This window comes from Chitinophaga niastensis (assembly GCF_003014755.1).
GTDB lineage: Bacteria > Bacteroidota > Bacteroidia > Chitinophagales > Chitinophagaceae > Chitinophaga > Chitinophaga niastensis.
In genome coordinates this window covers 383,211-398,722 of record NZ_PYAW01000003.1, presented here as the reverse complement: position 1 = coordinate 398,722, position 15,512 = coordinate 383,211, and the positions used below count along the sequence as shown (strand labels likewise).

Below are 15,512 nucleotides of genomic sequence, written 5' to 3'. Positions count from 1 at the left end.
TGCTATAGGGGTTTCTTTGCTCGTTCCCTACTTAGAAAAGCAATGCTTATCATGAGATTGAATTTCTTTTTAATGGTTGTTTTTTGTTTGCATGTAAGTGCAAAAGTGGTCTCTCAAAAGATAACGTTATCCTTTAAGAAAGCTGCGCTGGAAAATGTACTGACAGACATAAAAAAACAAAGTACCTACCACTTCTTTTATAATGCGCAACTACTTAGAGATGCCATTCCTGTAGACATACAAATAAAAGATGCCACGCTGCAACAGGCGCTGGAACGGTGTATGGAAGGCCAGCCTTTCTCCTGGTACATTGATGCCGCAAATAAACTGGTGGTCATTGGAAAAAAGACACCAGCACTACCTGCCGTACTGGCGCCGGTGGAATTATCTGCTGTTTACGGTATTGTCCGGGATGAAAAAGGCCAGCCGGTGCCGGGAGCAACTGTATCACTGAAACCGTTTAACAAAGGTGCCGTCACCAATGAAAAAGGGGAGTTTACCATTAACGGGGTCTCGCCCGGAAATTATATTCTTACAGTAAGTTTTGTGGGATATGAAAAAATTGAAAAGCATATCAAAGTAGATGAGCGCGCATTACAGCTGGCGCTTTTAATGAAGCCTGCTGTAATGGAACTGGATGCTTCTGTGGTAATAGGTTATGGCACCACCACCAAACGCTATAAAACAGAAGCCATTGCTACCATCAACGCAAAAGAGATCACGGAAGACCATTCCAGTATAGCGGTATCTGATATGCTTGCAGGCAGATTGCCAGGATTGTTTGCTATGAAAACAGGCGGCGCTCCGGGAGCAGGCTCAGACCTGTTTGTACGCGGGCTAAGTACTTTTAATAATTCTTCCCCGCTGATCGTGATTGATGGTATTCCGGACAGAAGTCTGGATGACCTCAATTATAACGACATTCAGGCAGTTTCCGTTTTAAAAGATGCTTCGGCAATTTCTGTGTATGGTGCCCGCGCAGCCAACGGCGTTATCCTGGTAACTACCAAAAAAGGGAGCGCAGGAAAAACATCTATCACCTTTGGCGCCAACATGATCAACCAGCGCCCTACCCAGTATTATAAACAAGTGAATGCTTATCAGTATGCACAGCTGTACAACGAATCGCTGCAGAACGAAGATTTATATCAGCCCACTTTAGGAATGGGGTTTACCCCTGAAATAGTACAAAAGTTCAAGGATGGATCCGATCCTGATCATTATCCTAATACAGACTGGATGAAAGAAGTATTGGCTACTTCTATCTGGCAAAACAATTATAATCTGTCTGCTTCCGGTGGCAATGAAAATATTCGTTTTTACCTGTCTGGTGGCTATGCTAAAAACAATGGACTCATACCGGTTGAAAATTATAACCGGTATAACCTGCGCAGCAATATAGAAGCTAATATCACCCACAACCTGAAAGTAACCATGAATATAAGTGGTTCCTTCAGTAAGCGTAATGCAGAGGCAGTGTATGGTTCGGAGTACGTGATCAATAATATTTATTCCACACCACCTATACGGGTAAATCAGTTCAGCAATGGCACCTATGCCAGTGTTCCGGAACAACGCGGTAACAGTTACCTGCAATCACGCGGAAATTCCGGCTACTGGACAACGAATAATAATATTGTTAACACGGGACTTACGCTACAGTATGATCTGCCCTGGATAAAAGGACTGTCTTTAAAAGGTAACGGCGCCTATGATAAAACGTACTCCTTTGGAAAACGTTTTGCCGTGCCTTATGATATGTTCAGTATTGATGATGCAGGCACATATGCTAAGGTACCTGCCTATCCTACGGAACCTTTTCTCAAAGAGTATTTCGGACAAACACAAAGGCTGACGCTGGAAGGAGGACTGCAATATGATGCTGCCTTTAACAAACATACCTTGTCAGGTACATTGTTGTATACCCAAACAAATGCTACGACAGATAATTTTAATACACAGCGTTCCGGCTTTGTTTCTTCCAGTTTATCGGAGTTGAGCCTGGGAGATCCTACCAGGGCTACTAACGCAGGTTCAGGTTCACAGAACGCCAGGCGTGGGTTAGTAGGACGCGTAGCTTACAACTATGCGCAACGATACCTGTTTCAGTTTAATTTCCGCTATGACGGATCAGATATTTTTCCGCCAGACCACCGGTATGGATTTTTCCCTTCCTTATCTGCAGGATGGGTATTGTCTGAAGAACCATTTATGAAAGATAAGATCAGCAGCCTGGATTTCTTAAAGATAAGAGCTTCATGGGGGCAGCTGGGAAACGACCGGGTAGACCCTTATCAGTTCCTGACTACCTATGCGCTGGGCGCTTCACCAGGTTATTCACTGGGAGGCCCGGTACCACAGTATTATCAGACACTCACGCCTAAAGTATTACCCAATCCGGCTTTCACCTGGGAACGTGCGGTGATTGCGAATGCAGGACTGGAAGCACATATTAAAAATGACCTGTTCACCATAGAGGCAGATTATTTTTACAAACGCACTAAAGATATTCTCGCTCCGCCATCCCAACAGGTGCCCAGTGTTATCGGCATAGACCTGCCGGATGTTAATAACGGGATTGTAGATACGAAAGGACTTGAAATAGCACTCGGACATACAAATCACCTGGGCAAATTCACTTATTATATTTCGCCGAACATCAGTTTCAGCAAAAACAAAATAGTGAACTATCCCGAATCACAGAGCATTCCGACGTGGCAAAGACTGAGCGGTAAATCAATCGGCTTTTTTTACAATACAGTTGGCTCAAAATACCTCGGTTACCAGTCAGATGGTTTGTACCAGAGCAAGGACGAAGTTACAAAAGGACCAACGCCATTGTATCCTACGGTAGCGCCGGGAGATATCCGGTATAAAGATGTGGATGGAGATGGTAAATTGACAGCTAACGACCGGGTACCGGTGGGCGCCGGTTTCTTTCCTGAAATTCAGTATGGTATCCGTTGCGGACTTAGTTACCATGGCATTGAGCTGAATGTTTTATTCCAGGGTGCAGGCAATGTACAGGGATATGCATATAATGGCCTGCCTGCCACTGTAGACCAACTCGATCGCTGGACACCACAACATACAAATGCTGCTTATCCGCGCTTATGGTATAACTACCAGAATAATACGGAGTATTCCGATTACTGGATACGCAGTACCGCCTATCTGCGCATGAAAAATATGGAGCTGGCATACAGTCTTCCTGCTTCGGTATTACGTCATATAAGCGCCAGGAGTTTGCGGTTTACATTGAGCGCAAATAATCTCTTCACTTTTACAAAATTCAAATTATTCGATCCTGAAAGTGCCGGCCAGGTGCGGGACCCGCTGATGAAATCTTACAGCGGCGGACTTACACTGCAATTCTAATGAGGAAAACGAATTTTTGAATCAAATAACGCTGCAAAATGAAACGATTAATATGCTATATATCGCTCTCTTTTACTATGGTAATGGGAGCATGCAACAAAGATGCACTGAATAAGGGACCGTTAAATCTTTATAGTGATAATAATGTGTGGAAAGACAGTGCATTGATCAGTCGCGTTGTACTACAGGCGTATAGCGGTATTCATTGTATTTACGATGATGCCGGCGACTGGATGCCCTGCGATATTACGGATGAGGCCAAAACCGCACGTTCCTTCCTGAAGTGTAACCTGGTGAATGCCGGACAGTACACAGCCTCCAGCGGTATTTACGATGGTACCTGGACCGGCACCTATACCAATGTACGTGGATGTAATACCATACTCTCTCACCTGAATGATATGCCACTGAGTAGCAGCGGAAAAGATCAGATCAAAGGAGAGGTGCTTTTTCTTCGGGCATTGAATTATACAGATCTCTATTTTACTTTTGGTCGTTTTCCGATTGTTGATAAAGTGCTTTCACTGAGCGATGAACTAACAGCAGGCCGTGCTTCGGACGATTCCTGCGTGGCTTTTATGCTGAATGACCTGAACGCTGCTGCTGCTTTGTTGCCGGAAAGCTATCCTGCAGCCAGTTTGGGGAGGGCTACAAAGTATGCCGCACTGGGTATTAAATGCCGCTTGTTATTAAATCATAAAGACTACAGCGGCGCCGCAGCAGTAGCAAAAGAGATCATTGATAAAGGGCCATACAGTTTGTTTCCTGATTATGGCGGCATGTTTTACCCGGAAAACGATGATAACAAAGAAGTGATCTTTAATAAAGAATATGCAGGGGATCAGAGTAACCAGGTGCATAGTCTTGATGTTTATGATAACTCCAGTTATTTCACCGGCTTCAGCAGCGTGGTAGAATGCCCTACGCAAAACCTGGTAGATCAGTACCTGATGACAGATGGAAAACCCTGGGATAAATCCGGTTTGTTTGACCCGGCACATCCCTACGCCAACCGTGATCCGCGTTTTCAGGCCAGCATTATGTATGATGGCACTACCTGGATGAAAACACTCATGGATATGAAACTGGGTTCTGCTATTAATCCTACTACCAGCGGTACCACCTATACGGGTTATATGCTCCGGAAATTTTTAAACCCCAACTATATTTTTTACGGTAATAACACCAATTACCAAAACTGCATCATGCTGCGTTTGGCAGAGATCTACCTTAATTATGCCGAATGTGAGCTGAAACTGGGCAATGCGGAAGGAGCCCGCCCCTACATTAATTTACTCAGGGAAAGAGTGAACATGCCCGACATCCCGGCCGGACAAATGACCTGGGACGCATATGTGCGGGAACGCACGGTGGAACTGGCTTTTGAAGGACAACGATGGAATGATATCAGGCGATGGGGGACCGGTGCCAGTATGATCGGAATTACTATCAATGCGGTTAAGATTAATGAACAAAACGGGGCGAGAACTTACACCACCGTACCGTTGGAGAACCGTTTTTTTGATCCTAAAATGTATTATTTCCCGATTCCCCAGGATGAGTTACAGAAATATCCTGCCGGTAAAGTACCGGAACAAAACCCAGGTTGGTAATAACAGCAAAACAAAAATATTGATCACTAATAATTCTAATTATGAAGTATATAATCCAATATAATAAGATAAAAGCCTTTGTTTTAACAATGAATGTTTTGCTGCTATTTTCAGGGGGACTGATGGCACAATCAAAAGAAAAACCAGCAGATATACCCAAGCTGAAAATAGCTGTAGAAGCACATCCCGGGGATATTAAAGTACACCGGGCATTTGTAAACGCGATGAGAAAAGATAGTGCCGGCCTGGTGAAACAATATGAAAAATGGATGCAACAATTTCCGGCGGCAGCAGCGGTACCATTTGCATTTGGTGAGTTTTATACTAACCAGGAAAGCCCGGCTGCCCGGCCGTTTCTGTTAAAAGCAGTGGGTCTCAATCCCAAACTGGCAGCAGCCTGGGAAGAACTTTCAACGGACGCAGAACGCTGGGGCGATTTTAAAGCGGCTAATGAATACCTGGCCAAAGCGGTAGCAGCAGCACCCAATAATCCGGATTATATTTATTACTACAATAACTCATTTGAAAACAGTGACCCGGAAAAATATTACCGGTTAAATATGGAGATGGTAAAGCAATTTCCGAAGAGCCAGCGAAGTGCACAGGCAATTTACTGGCTTGCTTTCAAAGAAACAGACGTGGAAAAGAAAACAGCTTTGTATGAAAAGCTGCGTACCGATTTTCCGCTTACAAAGTTCAGCTGGTCTGTTTATGCGATGACGGAATATTTTGATCTGTTGTTATCCACTGATCCTGCCAGGGCGCTACAATTATCCAATGAATTGATGAAGTTACCAGGCTTGGATGGGGAAAATAAAAAGGAACTGGAAAGAGCAATGAAAATTGCTACACAATTGAGATCTGTACAGCAATTGCTGGCAGCCAACAAGCCGGAAGAAGCCAGCAAAATCCTTGCGGAGGTAAAGAGTAGAAAGTGGAGTAGCCAGTCGCAAACAGTGGCCTTGCTAAAAGCGACAGCCAGCAGTAACAGCGGTCATACGCAACAGGCGTACGATTCTTTGCTGGTATGCTATGTAAAAACACCTGTTACTCCGGTAAAAGAAGCACTCTTGACCTATGCGGATAAACTGGGGAAAAATAAGGATGCGGTAGATGCGGAAATATGGAAGAAACTATCCACTGATGCCAAACAGGCCTCGTTTACCTTTGACAGTTATATGTCTGGCAACAATATTTCTCTCAAAGATTATAAAGGAAAAGTTGTGCTGCTGACTTTCTGGTTTCCCGGCTGCGGCCCTTGCCGGGGGGAGTTTCCACACTTTGAACGGGTATTAAAACAGTTCAATGGCACACCGGTTTCCTACGTAGGTGTTAATGTGGCACGCGATCAGGATGCATATGTGGTGCCTTTCATGAAATCAAGTGGTTACAGCTTTACAGCATTAAAAGATAATGAGGCAAAGCGCAATAACCTGGAAGTGCGCGGAGCCCCTTCCAACTACCTGATAGATCAGGAAGGACGCATCATTTTCCACTCTTTTATGATACAAAATCGGGAGGAAGAATTGATGTTACAGGAGATGATCAGTTTATTGCTGAAGCATCCGGCGTCCTGATAGCTATCTTTTGTTGTAATTTTATAGCAAAGAAATGAAGGATGAAAATATATCAGCAATCACTGCTCCTGAACGAAAGAAGAAGAGGCTTTCATTTGATTACGACTGAAGTAATACAGGCATTGCCTCAGATCAGCGAATTAAAGACCGGTATCTGCCAGGTGTTTATTCAGCATACTTCGGCTTCACTGACCATCAACGAAAATGCAGATCCAACTGTAAGGAAGGATTTTGAAATGTATTTTAATAAAACGGTCCCTGAAAATGATCCGGATTACCTGCATGATGACGAGGGCTCAGACGATATGCCTGCGCATTTGAAAGCTGCGCTGCTAGGTAGTTCTGTGACGATACCCATTCGTAATGGAAGACTGGTATTGGGTACCTGGCAAGGTATTTATTTATGCGAGCACCGTAATCATGGTGGAGGGAGAGGACTTGTGGTGACGGCGTGGGGGGAATGATTTTATAAATTAAAAGAGGCCATCTCCTGCGGTTGTAAAAACCAGGAGATGACCTCTTTTGTGTTTTACCAATATTTTTTATTATCAGCTGACTGACCATTTTTTGCTGCGGCCTGGTATTTTCTTTTGTGTACCATGATTAAAAGATTTAAAGTGAATAAATAACTGCGATGGGTGTCGTTAACAGCCCAAAGTTGATGCATTACTATCACTTTTAATTTGCAGGAAAAGAGAAAAAATGTGCAGAAAGAGATAATCTTCAAAAAGGGGAGAAAGGGCGGTATATGGACAACACAAGGATAACAAACGGATAACACAATGTCAACACAAGAATGATACAAGAACTATACAAGAACAGCAGAAGAACTATACAAGAATGACACCTGTTGTTTCAATGAACTAAAAGTGAATAGCTCTAATGCAGTCCATCGTTTTTATAAATGATATTTTATTCTTAAAGGAAATAAACCACAACAACCTTTTAGCATGCCAGAACGGGATCTGCTTTGTGGTATATCTGCCGAACACACTTTGAAGTATGTTAATGAAGTTCCGTTAACATTTGCTATGGATTTTAAAATGTAATATTGATTAGTTTCATCAAAATTTGCTGAACCCCAATGCTTAGCTTTTTATAAGACAAAAAATATTCCCCAAATATTATCTTATGAAAAAAATTGTATTTCTATTTGTAATTATCCTTGTAGCTGTGATATATGCATGTAACAAAAAGGATTTAATTACGAACTCCAAATCTGAGACAGAATTAATAAAGGATGCCTATAATTATTTTATCACGGATGTAAATCCAGTAGTAGAAAGCAATACCCGACCAAATAAAATAGCTTTATGGGGAGCTGCCAAAGTATACCAGCTGGAAGTAGGACCGGTTGTGGTTGTACCTGTATTTGTTATAAAGGCCAAATACATAACGATGAACGATGGTAATCATGTTTCGGCTACTGAACTTACATATCTTTATGTTTACAAAGATGAAAAAAACAAGAAACATGCAGAGGTAGTAACAAAAATACCAGCGCCAAATTATATAATGGGGCAAGTACCTTTTCTTGGCGCTACGAAAATAGAGGACTGGAAAGGTAATTTATTAAGTGCATACCTTAATGATGGTAATAAGTCACAACCAGCTACTTTCACAACACTCTATAGACCTCCAAGAACGGAAACAACAGGTCCGGCACAGACTTGCACCGTTACGGATTGGTATGATTGCCACACTACAGATGACGGTGCGACCTGGTACTGTAATTACCTACAGACAACTTCTGTTTGTGTAGATAATACCCCTCCTTCCGGAGGAGGGGGTGGTGGCGGAAGTGTTGGCGCACCTCCTCCTGTTTCAGTAACGCAATTGTATCAGATAAAACAAATAAGAGATAGTTTAAAAAACCCTTGTTTTAAAAAAGCCTTAAAAAATTTAAGGGGACAAATTTTTGATAGCCGTTACAGCGCGATACTGTATGAATTTTACGGTAATAAATCAAACTCTGATCTCTCATTTAGTGAAGCGCCGTTAGCTGGTAATGATTGTGCTGTTACCACTGGGTATGCTAGTGGAATATATGGTACTGGGCGAACAGTACTTAATACAAATCAGTTAAAAAATGCATCTCAGGAATTTATTACTGCAACCCTAATGCACGAAACATTACATGCTTATATGCTTGGACATCCACCTGACCCAACTGTCGCTGACAAGAATGGGCGCGATCATAATCAAATGGTAAAAGATTACATAAATATAATTGCTGATGCATTAAGTGAAATATTTCCGAATCTACTGTGGGAGGATGCTCTTGCCCTGGCCTGGGGAGGACTTGACGAAACCGACACTTATATAAATATGGCCAAGGCTGATAAGGATAAAATTGAATCTATTAACATTTTCTATAAATCTGGAGTAAATGGAACTACTAACTGTAATTAAAAAGCCACTCTCAATTTGCTTATTTATTTTGACTGGGTTAGCGACATCTGCGCAAATAAAATCAGTTGATAATATTGAAAGCCGAAAATTCTTCTTTGAGGTACATCACACAATGTTGTTAGATGAGAATGCGGATTCAGTTTGCAATGAATATTCAACCATAACAATTCACGTTCGCAATAATAAAATACTCGATTCAGTTGATTTTACAGGGAATCCAAAAGCTATTAAGATTGCATTTATTCGTGCCTTACCACTTTATAAAAAAGCCAATTGGAAAAAAATAATTCGTAACTCAGGTGCAAATTTTGATATCCTGCAACCTTTTTCTTATCATTACTACCCAAACATTATCGCTAATTGTCCAGATCCCTTACCTGCAAACCAAATAAAGGAAATGATGGATGCAGATATTCGGAGTAGAAAAAGCAAAAAAATCCCTACTTATTTATTAGAACTCCTAAACGTAAGATTGTACGCACCAGTCTCTAAAAAATAATACAAAATCTAGTGGGAATTAAAACAAAAACCACTCATGGAAATAAGCCCGGAAAAAATAAAGTACTCATACAAAATCTCAATTTTTAAAAGCCGCTGAGCATATTTTGAAATATGTTAATGAAGTTCCATTAACATTTATCGGTTTAGCGTGGGGAGGATTAGAGAAAACTTCAACATATATTGCTTTAAGCAGAGGGGCAAAAGACAGTATCGATTCTTATAACACCTACAATAAAATGGGAATCAATGAAACCAAATGCAAATAAGCAGGCACTAAAAAAGGCAATTCAAATTTGCCTATTTATTGTTATCAGCCAAGCAGTATCTGCGCAAATTAAAATTTCTAATAATGAAACCAGAAAACTCTATGAAGAGGCAAGTGAGGCCTATATGTTACGAGATGATATAGATGCAGGCATTTGTAATGAATACTCTACCATAACAATTCATGTTCGCAATAAAAAAGTGCAGGATAGTGTTGATTTTAGCAGGAATCCGAAAATAATAAAAATAGCTTTTTTCCGTTCGCTCTCAGTTTATAAAAAGGCCAATTGGGGAAAGATAATTCCTAAATCACCTGCTGATTTCGATATTTTGCAGCCTTTTAATTTTCACTACTATCCGGATACTATCGCTAATTGTCCAGACCCCTTATCTTCAAATCAGATAAAAGAAATGTTGGATGCAGATATAAAGAGTAGAAAAAACAAAAAAATTCCTACTTACTTATTTGATCCTATGAAACTATGGTCGAGTGCACCAGTCAGCAGAAAATAAAACAAAAACTAGTGGGGATTAAAATAGAAAAACACTCATAGAAATGAGGAATAATATGTTGTATGATTTGTTGGCAGTGTAATATAACCGTACATGGCTTGTACTAAAAGCGGACAATCCCAAATGCTTCGTGAACTATGAATACCTGCAGGCCGCTGCTGCTTTGAAGTAATTTTATGGTTGGTAGCGCCAGGATTGTATCTTTGAACAAAATAGTTATGCACCGGCGCATAACTATTTTGTTAGCCTAAAAGCCTATAATCCTATTCATGATAACATTGAGACCGATTTACCTTACAATAACAACTTTATTTTTTTTCAATACAATAATGGCGCAGGAAACAACAGTAGTACCGTTATACCCTTTGTTAGCCCAAACCGGAAAGTTCGGTTATTGCGACAGTACCGGCAATAGTATCATCCCGGCCCGGTTTGATGAGGCACAACCATTTAAGAACGGCTACGCGGTGGCCAGTGTAAACCAGCAGTATGGTGTAATAGATCTTAAAGGGAAAACAATCGTTCCATTTAAGTATCCTTATGCGGATCTTTTTTCTGATGGATTATTTGCGGTGGCGATCACCAAAAAGGAATATAATGCCTGGTGGCGTTGTTGGCAATGGAAGATATTGCCTGAATTTAATGTGCTGAGCACAGGTAATAAAGGCCCCTTCCTGGTTACCAAAGTGCCCAGAGCAAAATGGAAGATACGTTCTTTACAGGGTGGAAAAGTACTGTTCCGGCAGCGGCGGATGGATCTGGAGAACGCTTATGGCAGTTACTGGAAAAAAGACTGGGAGCCTTATCGCAGTGTTCCGCGTGATATCCTTATATCTTCATCCGGACGCAACTTGCAGGTGCAGCACCGCTCATTCCAGCTTGGTGCCGGTAATAAACTAAAGCAGGTAAACGGTCATTTTTTTGATTTTATCAATGATACAACGGCGCTTGTTTTTAAAAACGGGCAATATTATAAATCAGGTATAAATGGCAAATCAACGGATCAGATAACTTACACGGAAGCAGGCAGCCTGCTGTTCAATCGCACTTCGGGCAAAACTATTGTCGTTAAAAAGCAACGGCAGGATATGTATCCATATACTACTATCTCTACTGCTGTTTTTAAAAGTAATGAAGGGAAATACTATCTTTTTCCTGATCTATACAAACCATTGCCAGCCGATATTCAGGATTACAAAAAAGAAGACGATACAGCCACTGCTGCGGAGATTATGGGGCAGGCCATCATTATTTCCTCCATCCCCGATAGCGAATATTTTTTGGTGTTGTCCATATTTGGTAAAAGTAAGGAGAGCAGGTGTTTGTTACTGGATACTAACGGGCATTGGTATACGAAAATCCCGGCTTATGCAGGATTAGATATGATGCTTAGTAATGGAGATCTGTTATTTACCCGGGGAGCTAAAAAAGGAATGATGGGCAGGGATCTGTTGTTTAAATCGTTGCCTTTTTCTGAGAATGCAGCTCCCTGCTATCTTTCTGTGGACCTTTACAGCGGCAAAGATGCAGCAACCGGGAAATATGGCATTTATGATGTTCAAAAACAAACATGGCAGGTAATGCCGGTATATGATTATATAGGCAATGAAATAGTGCCGGGCATCATTGTTTATACAGCTAAAATTGTTGAAAACGGTCATCAGAAAGAAATGTACGGATTGCTGGATATACAGCACAATAAAGTGATTACACCTCCTTTGTATCATCATATTGATGGAGATGGTTTGGTAAGAAAAACAGAGAATGGCAAAGAGATTTCTTTTTATATTAACCGGGTGAATGGGAAAGAATATAGAGAATAGCGCTCCATAAATAAATTTTTGAAAAAGAATAGTTTTAAAATTATATTTTAGAGAAATATTTTTTATCCTGTCATTCCACGTTAACATGTACTAAATAATTACTGCCATGAACATTTCAAGAAGGAACTTTTTAAAAACAGGCACGTTAGCCTTTGCTGGTACAACACTTTTGTCGCACGAGCTGTTCGCTGCAGGAAAGGCAAAAGAGTTATTAGGCATACAATTGTATTCCATTCGTGAGGATATGAAAAAAGATCCGTCCGGCACTTTAAAGCAACTGGCGGGGATGGGATATAAAAATGTAGAGCATGCTAATTATGTTAACCGCAAATTTTATGGCTATACTGCCAAAGAATTTAAAAAATTGCTGAATGATTTCGGATTATTCATGCCTAGTGGTCACACTGTGATGGGCAAACAGCATTGGGATGCGGCAAAAAATGATTTTACAGATGAATGGAAATATACCGTGGAAGATGCAGCTACCGTTGGCCAGCATTACGTGATCAGCCCCTGGCTGGATGAAAGTTTGCGTAAAACCTACGACGACTTCAAAGCTTATATGGACGTTTTTAATAAAAGCGGGGAGTTATGCAAAAAGTCGGGTATGAAATTCGGGTATCATAACCACGATTTTGAATTTAGTCAGCAGTTGAATGGTCATAAGCTCTTTGACCTTATCCTGCAGCACACAGATCCATTATTGGTAGTGCAGCAATTGGATATCGGTAATATGTACCACGCGGGTGGCAGGGCGCTGGATATTATAAAACAATATCCCGGCCGTTTTGAACTGATGCATGTAAAAGACGAAATTAAAGCTGCCGGAAAAGGAGAGATGGGAAGCGCCTATGAAAGCACGGTGCTTGGCAAAGGCATTATTCCTGTAAAAGAAATAATAGACCTGGGCAAAAAATCAGGCGGTACCACACATTTCATCATCGAGCAGGAATCTTACCAGGATAAAACACCGCTGGCTTGTGCTAAAGAAGATTTAAAAGTGATGAAACAATGGGGTTACTAATCGGGTGTAATAATTTAGTTTGAGTAATGAAACGTAGTATCACATTTTTTCTTTTACTGCAATGTGTTGCAGCCACACACATCTTTGCTCAGCAACAAAATCCTGTCAAATGGTGGAATCCTGCCGGCAACGATTTTCCTGTGTTGGAAGGGCAGTGTTTGCAGGGAGCAACCGAAAGTTATTATGATCGTTTTTCAGCCGGTGCAAAAAACACGCTGAATCCAAAAGTATGGGGCCTTTCGCACAACAGTGCAGGATTGTACCTGAAGTTTAAGTCGGATGCCAATGAAATAGTAGTACGATATGTTGTGCAGAATAAAGGCAACTTTGCGATGCCGCATATGCCGGCTACAGGTGTAAGTGGTATTGATCTTTATGCAATAGATCGCAGTGGCGGCTGGCAATGGGCGCCCGGACACTATGCTTTCGGTGATACCGTTGAATACCGGTTTTCACACCTGCAGGCAGATCATGCGTTCACTGGCGGGGATACAGAATACAGACTCTATCTGCCTTTATACAATACCGTTAACTGGTTGCAGATAGGGGTGGCATCCGAAAAACATTTTGCCCCGATGCCCCTGAGCCTTGAAAAGCCGGTAGTAGCTTACGGCACTTCTATTATGCAAGGCGGGTGTGCCAGCAGGCCTGGTTTGGCCTGGACAGCCATCCTCAATCGTTCTCTCGACCGTCCGCTTATTAACCTGGGCTTCTCTGGCACTGGTTTGCTCGAAAAATCAGTACTGGACCAGATGGTGGAAAAGGATGCTAAGATCTATGTATTGGACTGTTTGCCCAACCTCACGGGGTATAGCTCCGCCGCACTGGAACAGCTGATTAAAGATGCAGTAAATACATTGCAGGGAAAAAGACCGGAGGTGCCTATATTACTGGTAGAGCATAGTGGTGGCGTGAAAGGTAGTATCATGGATACAACAACCCTTAATGGTTTTGAAAATGCCAATAAGGTGCTGCGGAGTGTATTTGCAAAACTGATAGCAGAAGGAAAACAACATCTCTATCTGCTCTCCAATAAAGACATGGACTGGGATATCAATGCAACAGTAGATGGTGTGCATCCCAATGATGTGGGCATGATGAAGTATGCGGCTGCCTATGAAAAAATTATCAGGCGTATATTACACGAACCATCCGGAAATATCAGGACTACCATCCCTGTTACGCAAAGTCGGGATATCCGGTCTTACGACTGGCGGGATCGTCATCAGGAAATTTTGGCATTGAATAAAAAAACACCTCCACAGAATATTATACTGGCCAATTCTATCATTCACTTTTGGGGTGGAGATCCCAAAGCACCAATTGCCCGTGGTGAGGAGTCATGGAATAAATACCTGGCACCCATTGGTATGCGTAATCTTGCCTTTGGATGGGATAGAATAGAAAATGTGCTTTGGCGTATTTATCATGATGAACTGGATGGTTATCAGGCCAAACATGTACTATTCATGATTGGTACCAATAATTTAGGCGATTGTAATGATGAGGAAATTATAATGGGCCTGCAGGCGTTGGTGGCTGCTGTTAATGTACGGCAACCCCAAACGCAGATCATCTTATCGGGCATTCTTCCCCGCGGGAATATGGAGCAACGGGTGGAAACGCTCAATAAGCGTATCAGCCTGTTGGCCAAACAACTGAAACTGCAATATATCAACCCAGGTAAAGTACTGCTGAAAAAAGACGGAAAGATAGATGAGTCGCTGTTCAGCGATGGTCTTCATCCGGTAGCAGCAGGGTACGAAAAATTGGGACAGCAGTTACAACAGGCGTTTCACTGATCATATTATACCGGTTTTACTTAGGATCAAAATCCAGTGACACCGAGTTCATACAAAAACGTTTATGCGTAGGTGCAGGGCCGTCATCGAAAATATGGCCGAGATGTGAGTCACAGCGGCCACAGATAACCTCTGTTCTTTCCATTCCCAAAGAATTGTCTGTTTTATAAATTACACTATTTGTCCGGATGGGCTCAAAAAAGCTCGGCCAGCCACAGGAACTCGCGAACTTGGCATCGGATATAAATAATGCATTGCCACAAACAGCGCAATAATAAGTTCCTCTCACATCGCTATCCCAATATTTGCCGGTAAAAGGCCGTTCTGTAGCCTGTTCTCTTGCTACTGCATACAGGTCGTGGGGCAATATTTTTTTCCATTCTGCATTGCTTACATGTAGTTTGCTGGTATCCGTTCTGGAGTAATACGGGTTCTGAGATGCGGGTTGCTGCATATTATGCTGATTTTTTATCTGGCTATGACAACCGGTTCCGGTTGCCAGTATAAGTAACAAAATAAGTATTGATTTCATTTTGATAAAGGTATTTGAATCAATGATGAATCTGATGAAGTTTTTTCCTGTATATTTTAACTGTATATAGAAT

11 protein-coding genes are annotated in these 15,512 nt (G+C 41.7%); 10 read left to right on the top strand and 1 reads right to left on the bottom strand.

What is annotated here, in order from left to right; all coding sequences use genetic code 11:
- The first annotated feature begins 51 nt into the window (after nt 1–51).
- From CLV51_RS16295 to CLV51_RS16250, 10 genes are all read left to right on the top strand, one after another.
- Nucleotides 52–3,378: a SusC/RagA family TonB-linked outer membrane protein gene (locus tag CLV51_RS16295; RefSeq protein WP_158267040.1), complete on the top strand. Its 3,327-nt coding sequence runs from the start codon at nt 52–54 to the stop codon at nt 3,376–3,378.
- 38 nt (nt 3,379–3,416) lie between these two features.
- Nucleotides 3,417–4,991 (top strand): RagB/SusD family nutrient uptake outer membrane protein, encoded by a 1,575-nt coding sequence (locus CLV51_RS16290; protein WP_106529117.1) that lies wholly within the window; start codon nt 3,417–3,419, stop codon nt 4,989–4,991.
- 41 nt (nt 4,992–5,032) lie between these two features.
- Nucleotides 5,033–6,568 carry a TlpA disulfide reductase family protein gene (locus tag CLV51_RS16285; RefSeq protein WP_106529116.1) on the top strand — a complete coding sequence of 512 codons (1,536 nt, stop codon included), beginning with the start codon at nt 5,033–5,035 and terminating at the stop codon, nt 6,566–6,568.
- A gap of 41 nt (nt 6,569–6,609) precedes the next feature.
- Nucleotides 6,610–7,032 carry a secondary thiamine-phosphate synthase enzyme YjbQ gene (locus tag CLV51_RS16280; RefSeq protein WP_106529115.1) on the top strand — a complete coding sequence of 141 codons (423 nt, stop codon included), beginning with the start codon at nt 6,610–6,612 and terminating at the stop codon, nt 7,030–7,032.
- Nucleotides 7,033–7,699: 667 nt separating this feature from the next.
- Entirely contained in the window at nt 7,700–8,980 is a 1,281-nt protein-coding gene (locus tag CLV51_RS16275; protein ID WP_106529114.1) for a hypothetical protein, read from the top strand.
- Nucleotides 8,958–9,479: a hypothetical protein gene (locus CLV51_RS16270; protein ID WP_106529113.1), complete on the top strand. Its 522-nt coding sequence runs from the start codon at nt 8,958–8,960 to the stop codon at nt 9,477–9,479. Before CLV51_RS16275 ends, CLV51_RS16270 begins: the two co-directional genes overlap by 23 nt.
- Nucleotides 9,480–9,727: 248 nt before the next feature.
- Nucleotides 9,728–10,258, top strand: a complete 531-nt coding sequence (locus CLV51_RS16265; protein WP_106529112.1) for a hypothetical protein — start codon at nt 9,728–9,730, stop codon at nt 10,256–10,258.
- 329 nt (nt 10,259–10,587) lie between these two features.
- Entirely contained in the window at nt 10,588–12,081 is a 1,494-nt protein-coding gene (locus CLV51_RS16260; protein ID WP_158267039.1) for a WG repeat-containing protein, read from the top strand.
- A 106-nt stretch (nt 12,082–12,187) separates the two neighbouring features.
- Nucleotides 12,188–13,105 (top strand): sugar phosphate isomerase/epimerase family protein, encoded by a 918-nt coding sequence (locus tag CLV51_RS16255; RefSeq protein WP_106529110.1) that lies wholly within the window; start codon nt 12,188–12,190, stop codon nt 13,103–13,105.
- A gap of 26 nt (nt 13,106–13,131) precedes the next feature.
- Nucleotides 13,132–14,907 (top strand): SGNH/GDSL hydrolase family protein, encoded by a 1,776-nt coding sequence (locus CLV51_RS16250; RefSeq protein ID WP_106529109.1) that lies wholly within the window; start codon nt 13,132–13,134, stop codon nt 14,905–14,907.
- 16 nt (nt 14,908–14,923) lie between these two features.
- Here CLV51_RS16250 and msrB read toward each other — a convergent pair whose 3' ends face one another.
- On the bottom strand, nt 14,924–15,439 hold the full coding sequence (gene msrB / locus CLV51_RS16245; RefSeq protein ID WP_106529617.1) for a peptide-methionine (R)-S-oxide reductase MsrB: 516 nt from the start codon (nt 15,437–15,439) through the stop codon (nt 14,924–14,926).
- Nucleotides 15,440–15,512: the final 73 nt, after the last annotated feature.

Bases quoted from the DNA above. Each gene is read 5' to 3' on its own strand.
- CLV51_RS16260 (WP_158267039.1), top strand. From the start codon at position 10,588: ATGGCGCAGGAAACAACAGTAGTACCGTTATACCCTTTGTTAGCCCAA.
- CLV51_RS16265 (WP_106529112.1), top strand. From the start codon at position 9,728: ATGAAACCAAATGCAAATAAGCAGGCACTAAAAAAGGCAATTCAAATT.
- CLV51_RS16255 (WP_106529110.1), top strand. From the start codon at position 12,188: ATGAACATTTCAAGAAGGAACTTTTTAAAAACAGGCACGTTAGCCTTT.
- CLV51_RS16270 (WP_106529113.1), top strand. From the start codon at position 8,958: ATGGAACTACTAACTGTAATTAAAAAGCCACTCTCAATTTGCTTATTT.
- CLV51_RS16295 (WP_158267040.1), top strand. From the start codon at position 52: ATGAGATTGAATTTCTTTTTAATGGTTGTTTTTTGTTTGCATGTAAGT.
- msrB (WP_106529617.1), bottom strand. From the start codon at position 15,439: ATGAAATCAATACTTATTTTGTTACTTATACTGGCAACCGGAACCGGT.
- CLV51_RS16250 (WP_106529109.1), top strand. From the start codon at position 13,132: ATGAAACGTAGTATCACATTTTTTCTTTTACTGCAATGTGTTGCAGCC.
- CLV51_RS16280 (WP_106529115.1), top strand. From the start codon at position 6,610: ATGAAAATATATCAGCAATCACTGCTCCTGAACGAAAGAAGAAGAGGC.
- CLV51_RS16275 (WP_106529114.1), top strand. From the start codon at position 7,700: ATGAAAAAAATTGTATTTCTATTTGTAATTATCCTTGTAGCTGTGATA.
- CLV51_RS16290 (WP_106529117.1), top strand. From the start codon at position 3,417: ATGAAACGATTAATATGCTATATATCGCTCTCTTTTACTATGGTAATG.
- CLV51_RS16285 (WP_106529116.1), top strand. From the start codon at position 5,033: ATGAAGTATATAATCCAATATAATAAGATAAAAGCCTTTGTTTTAACA.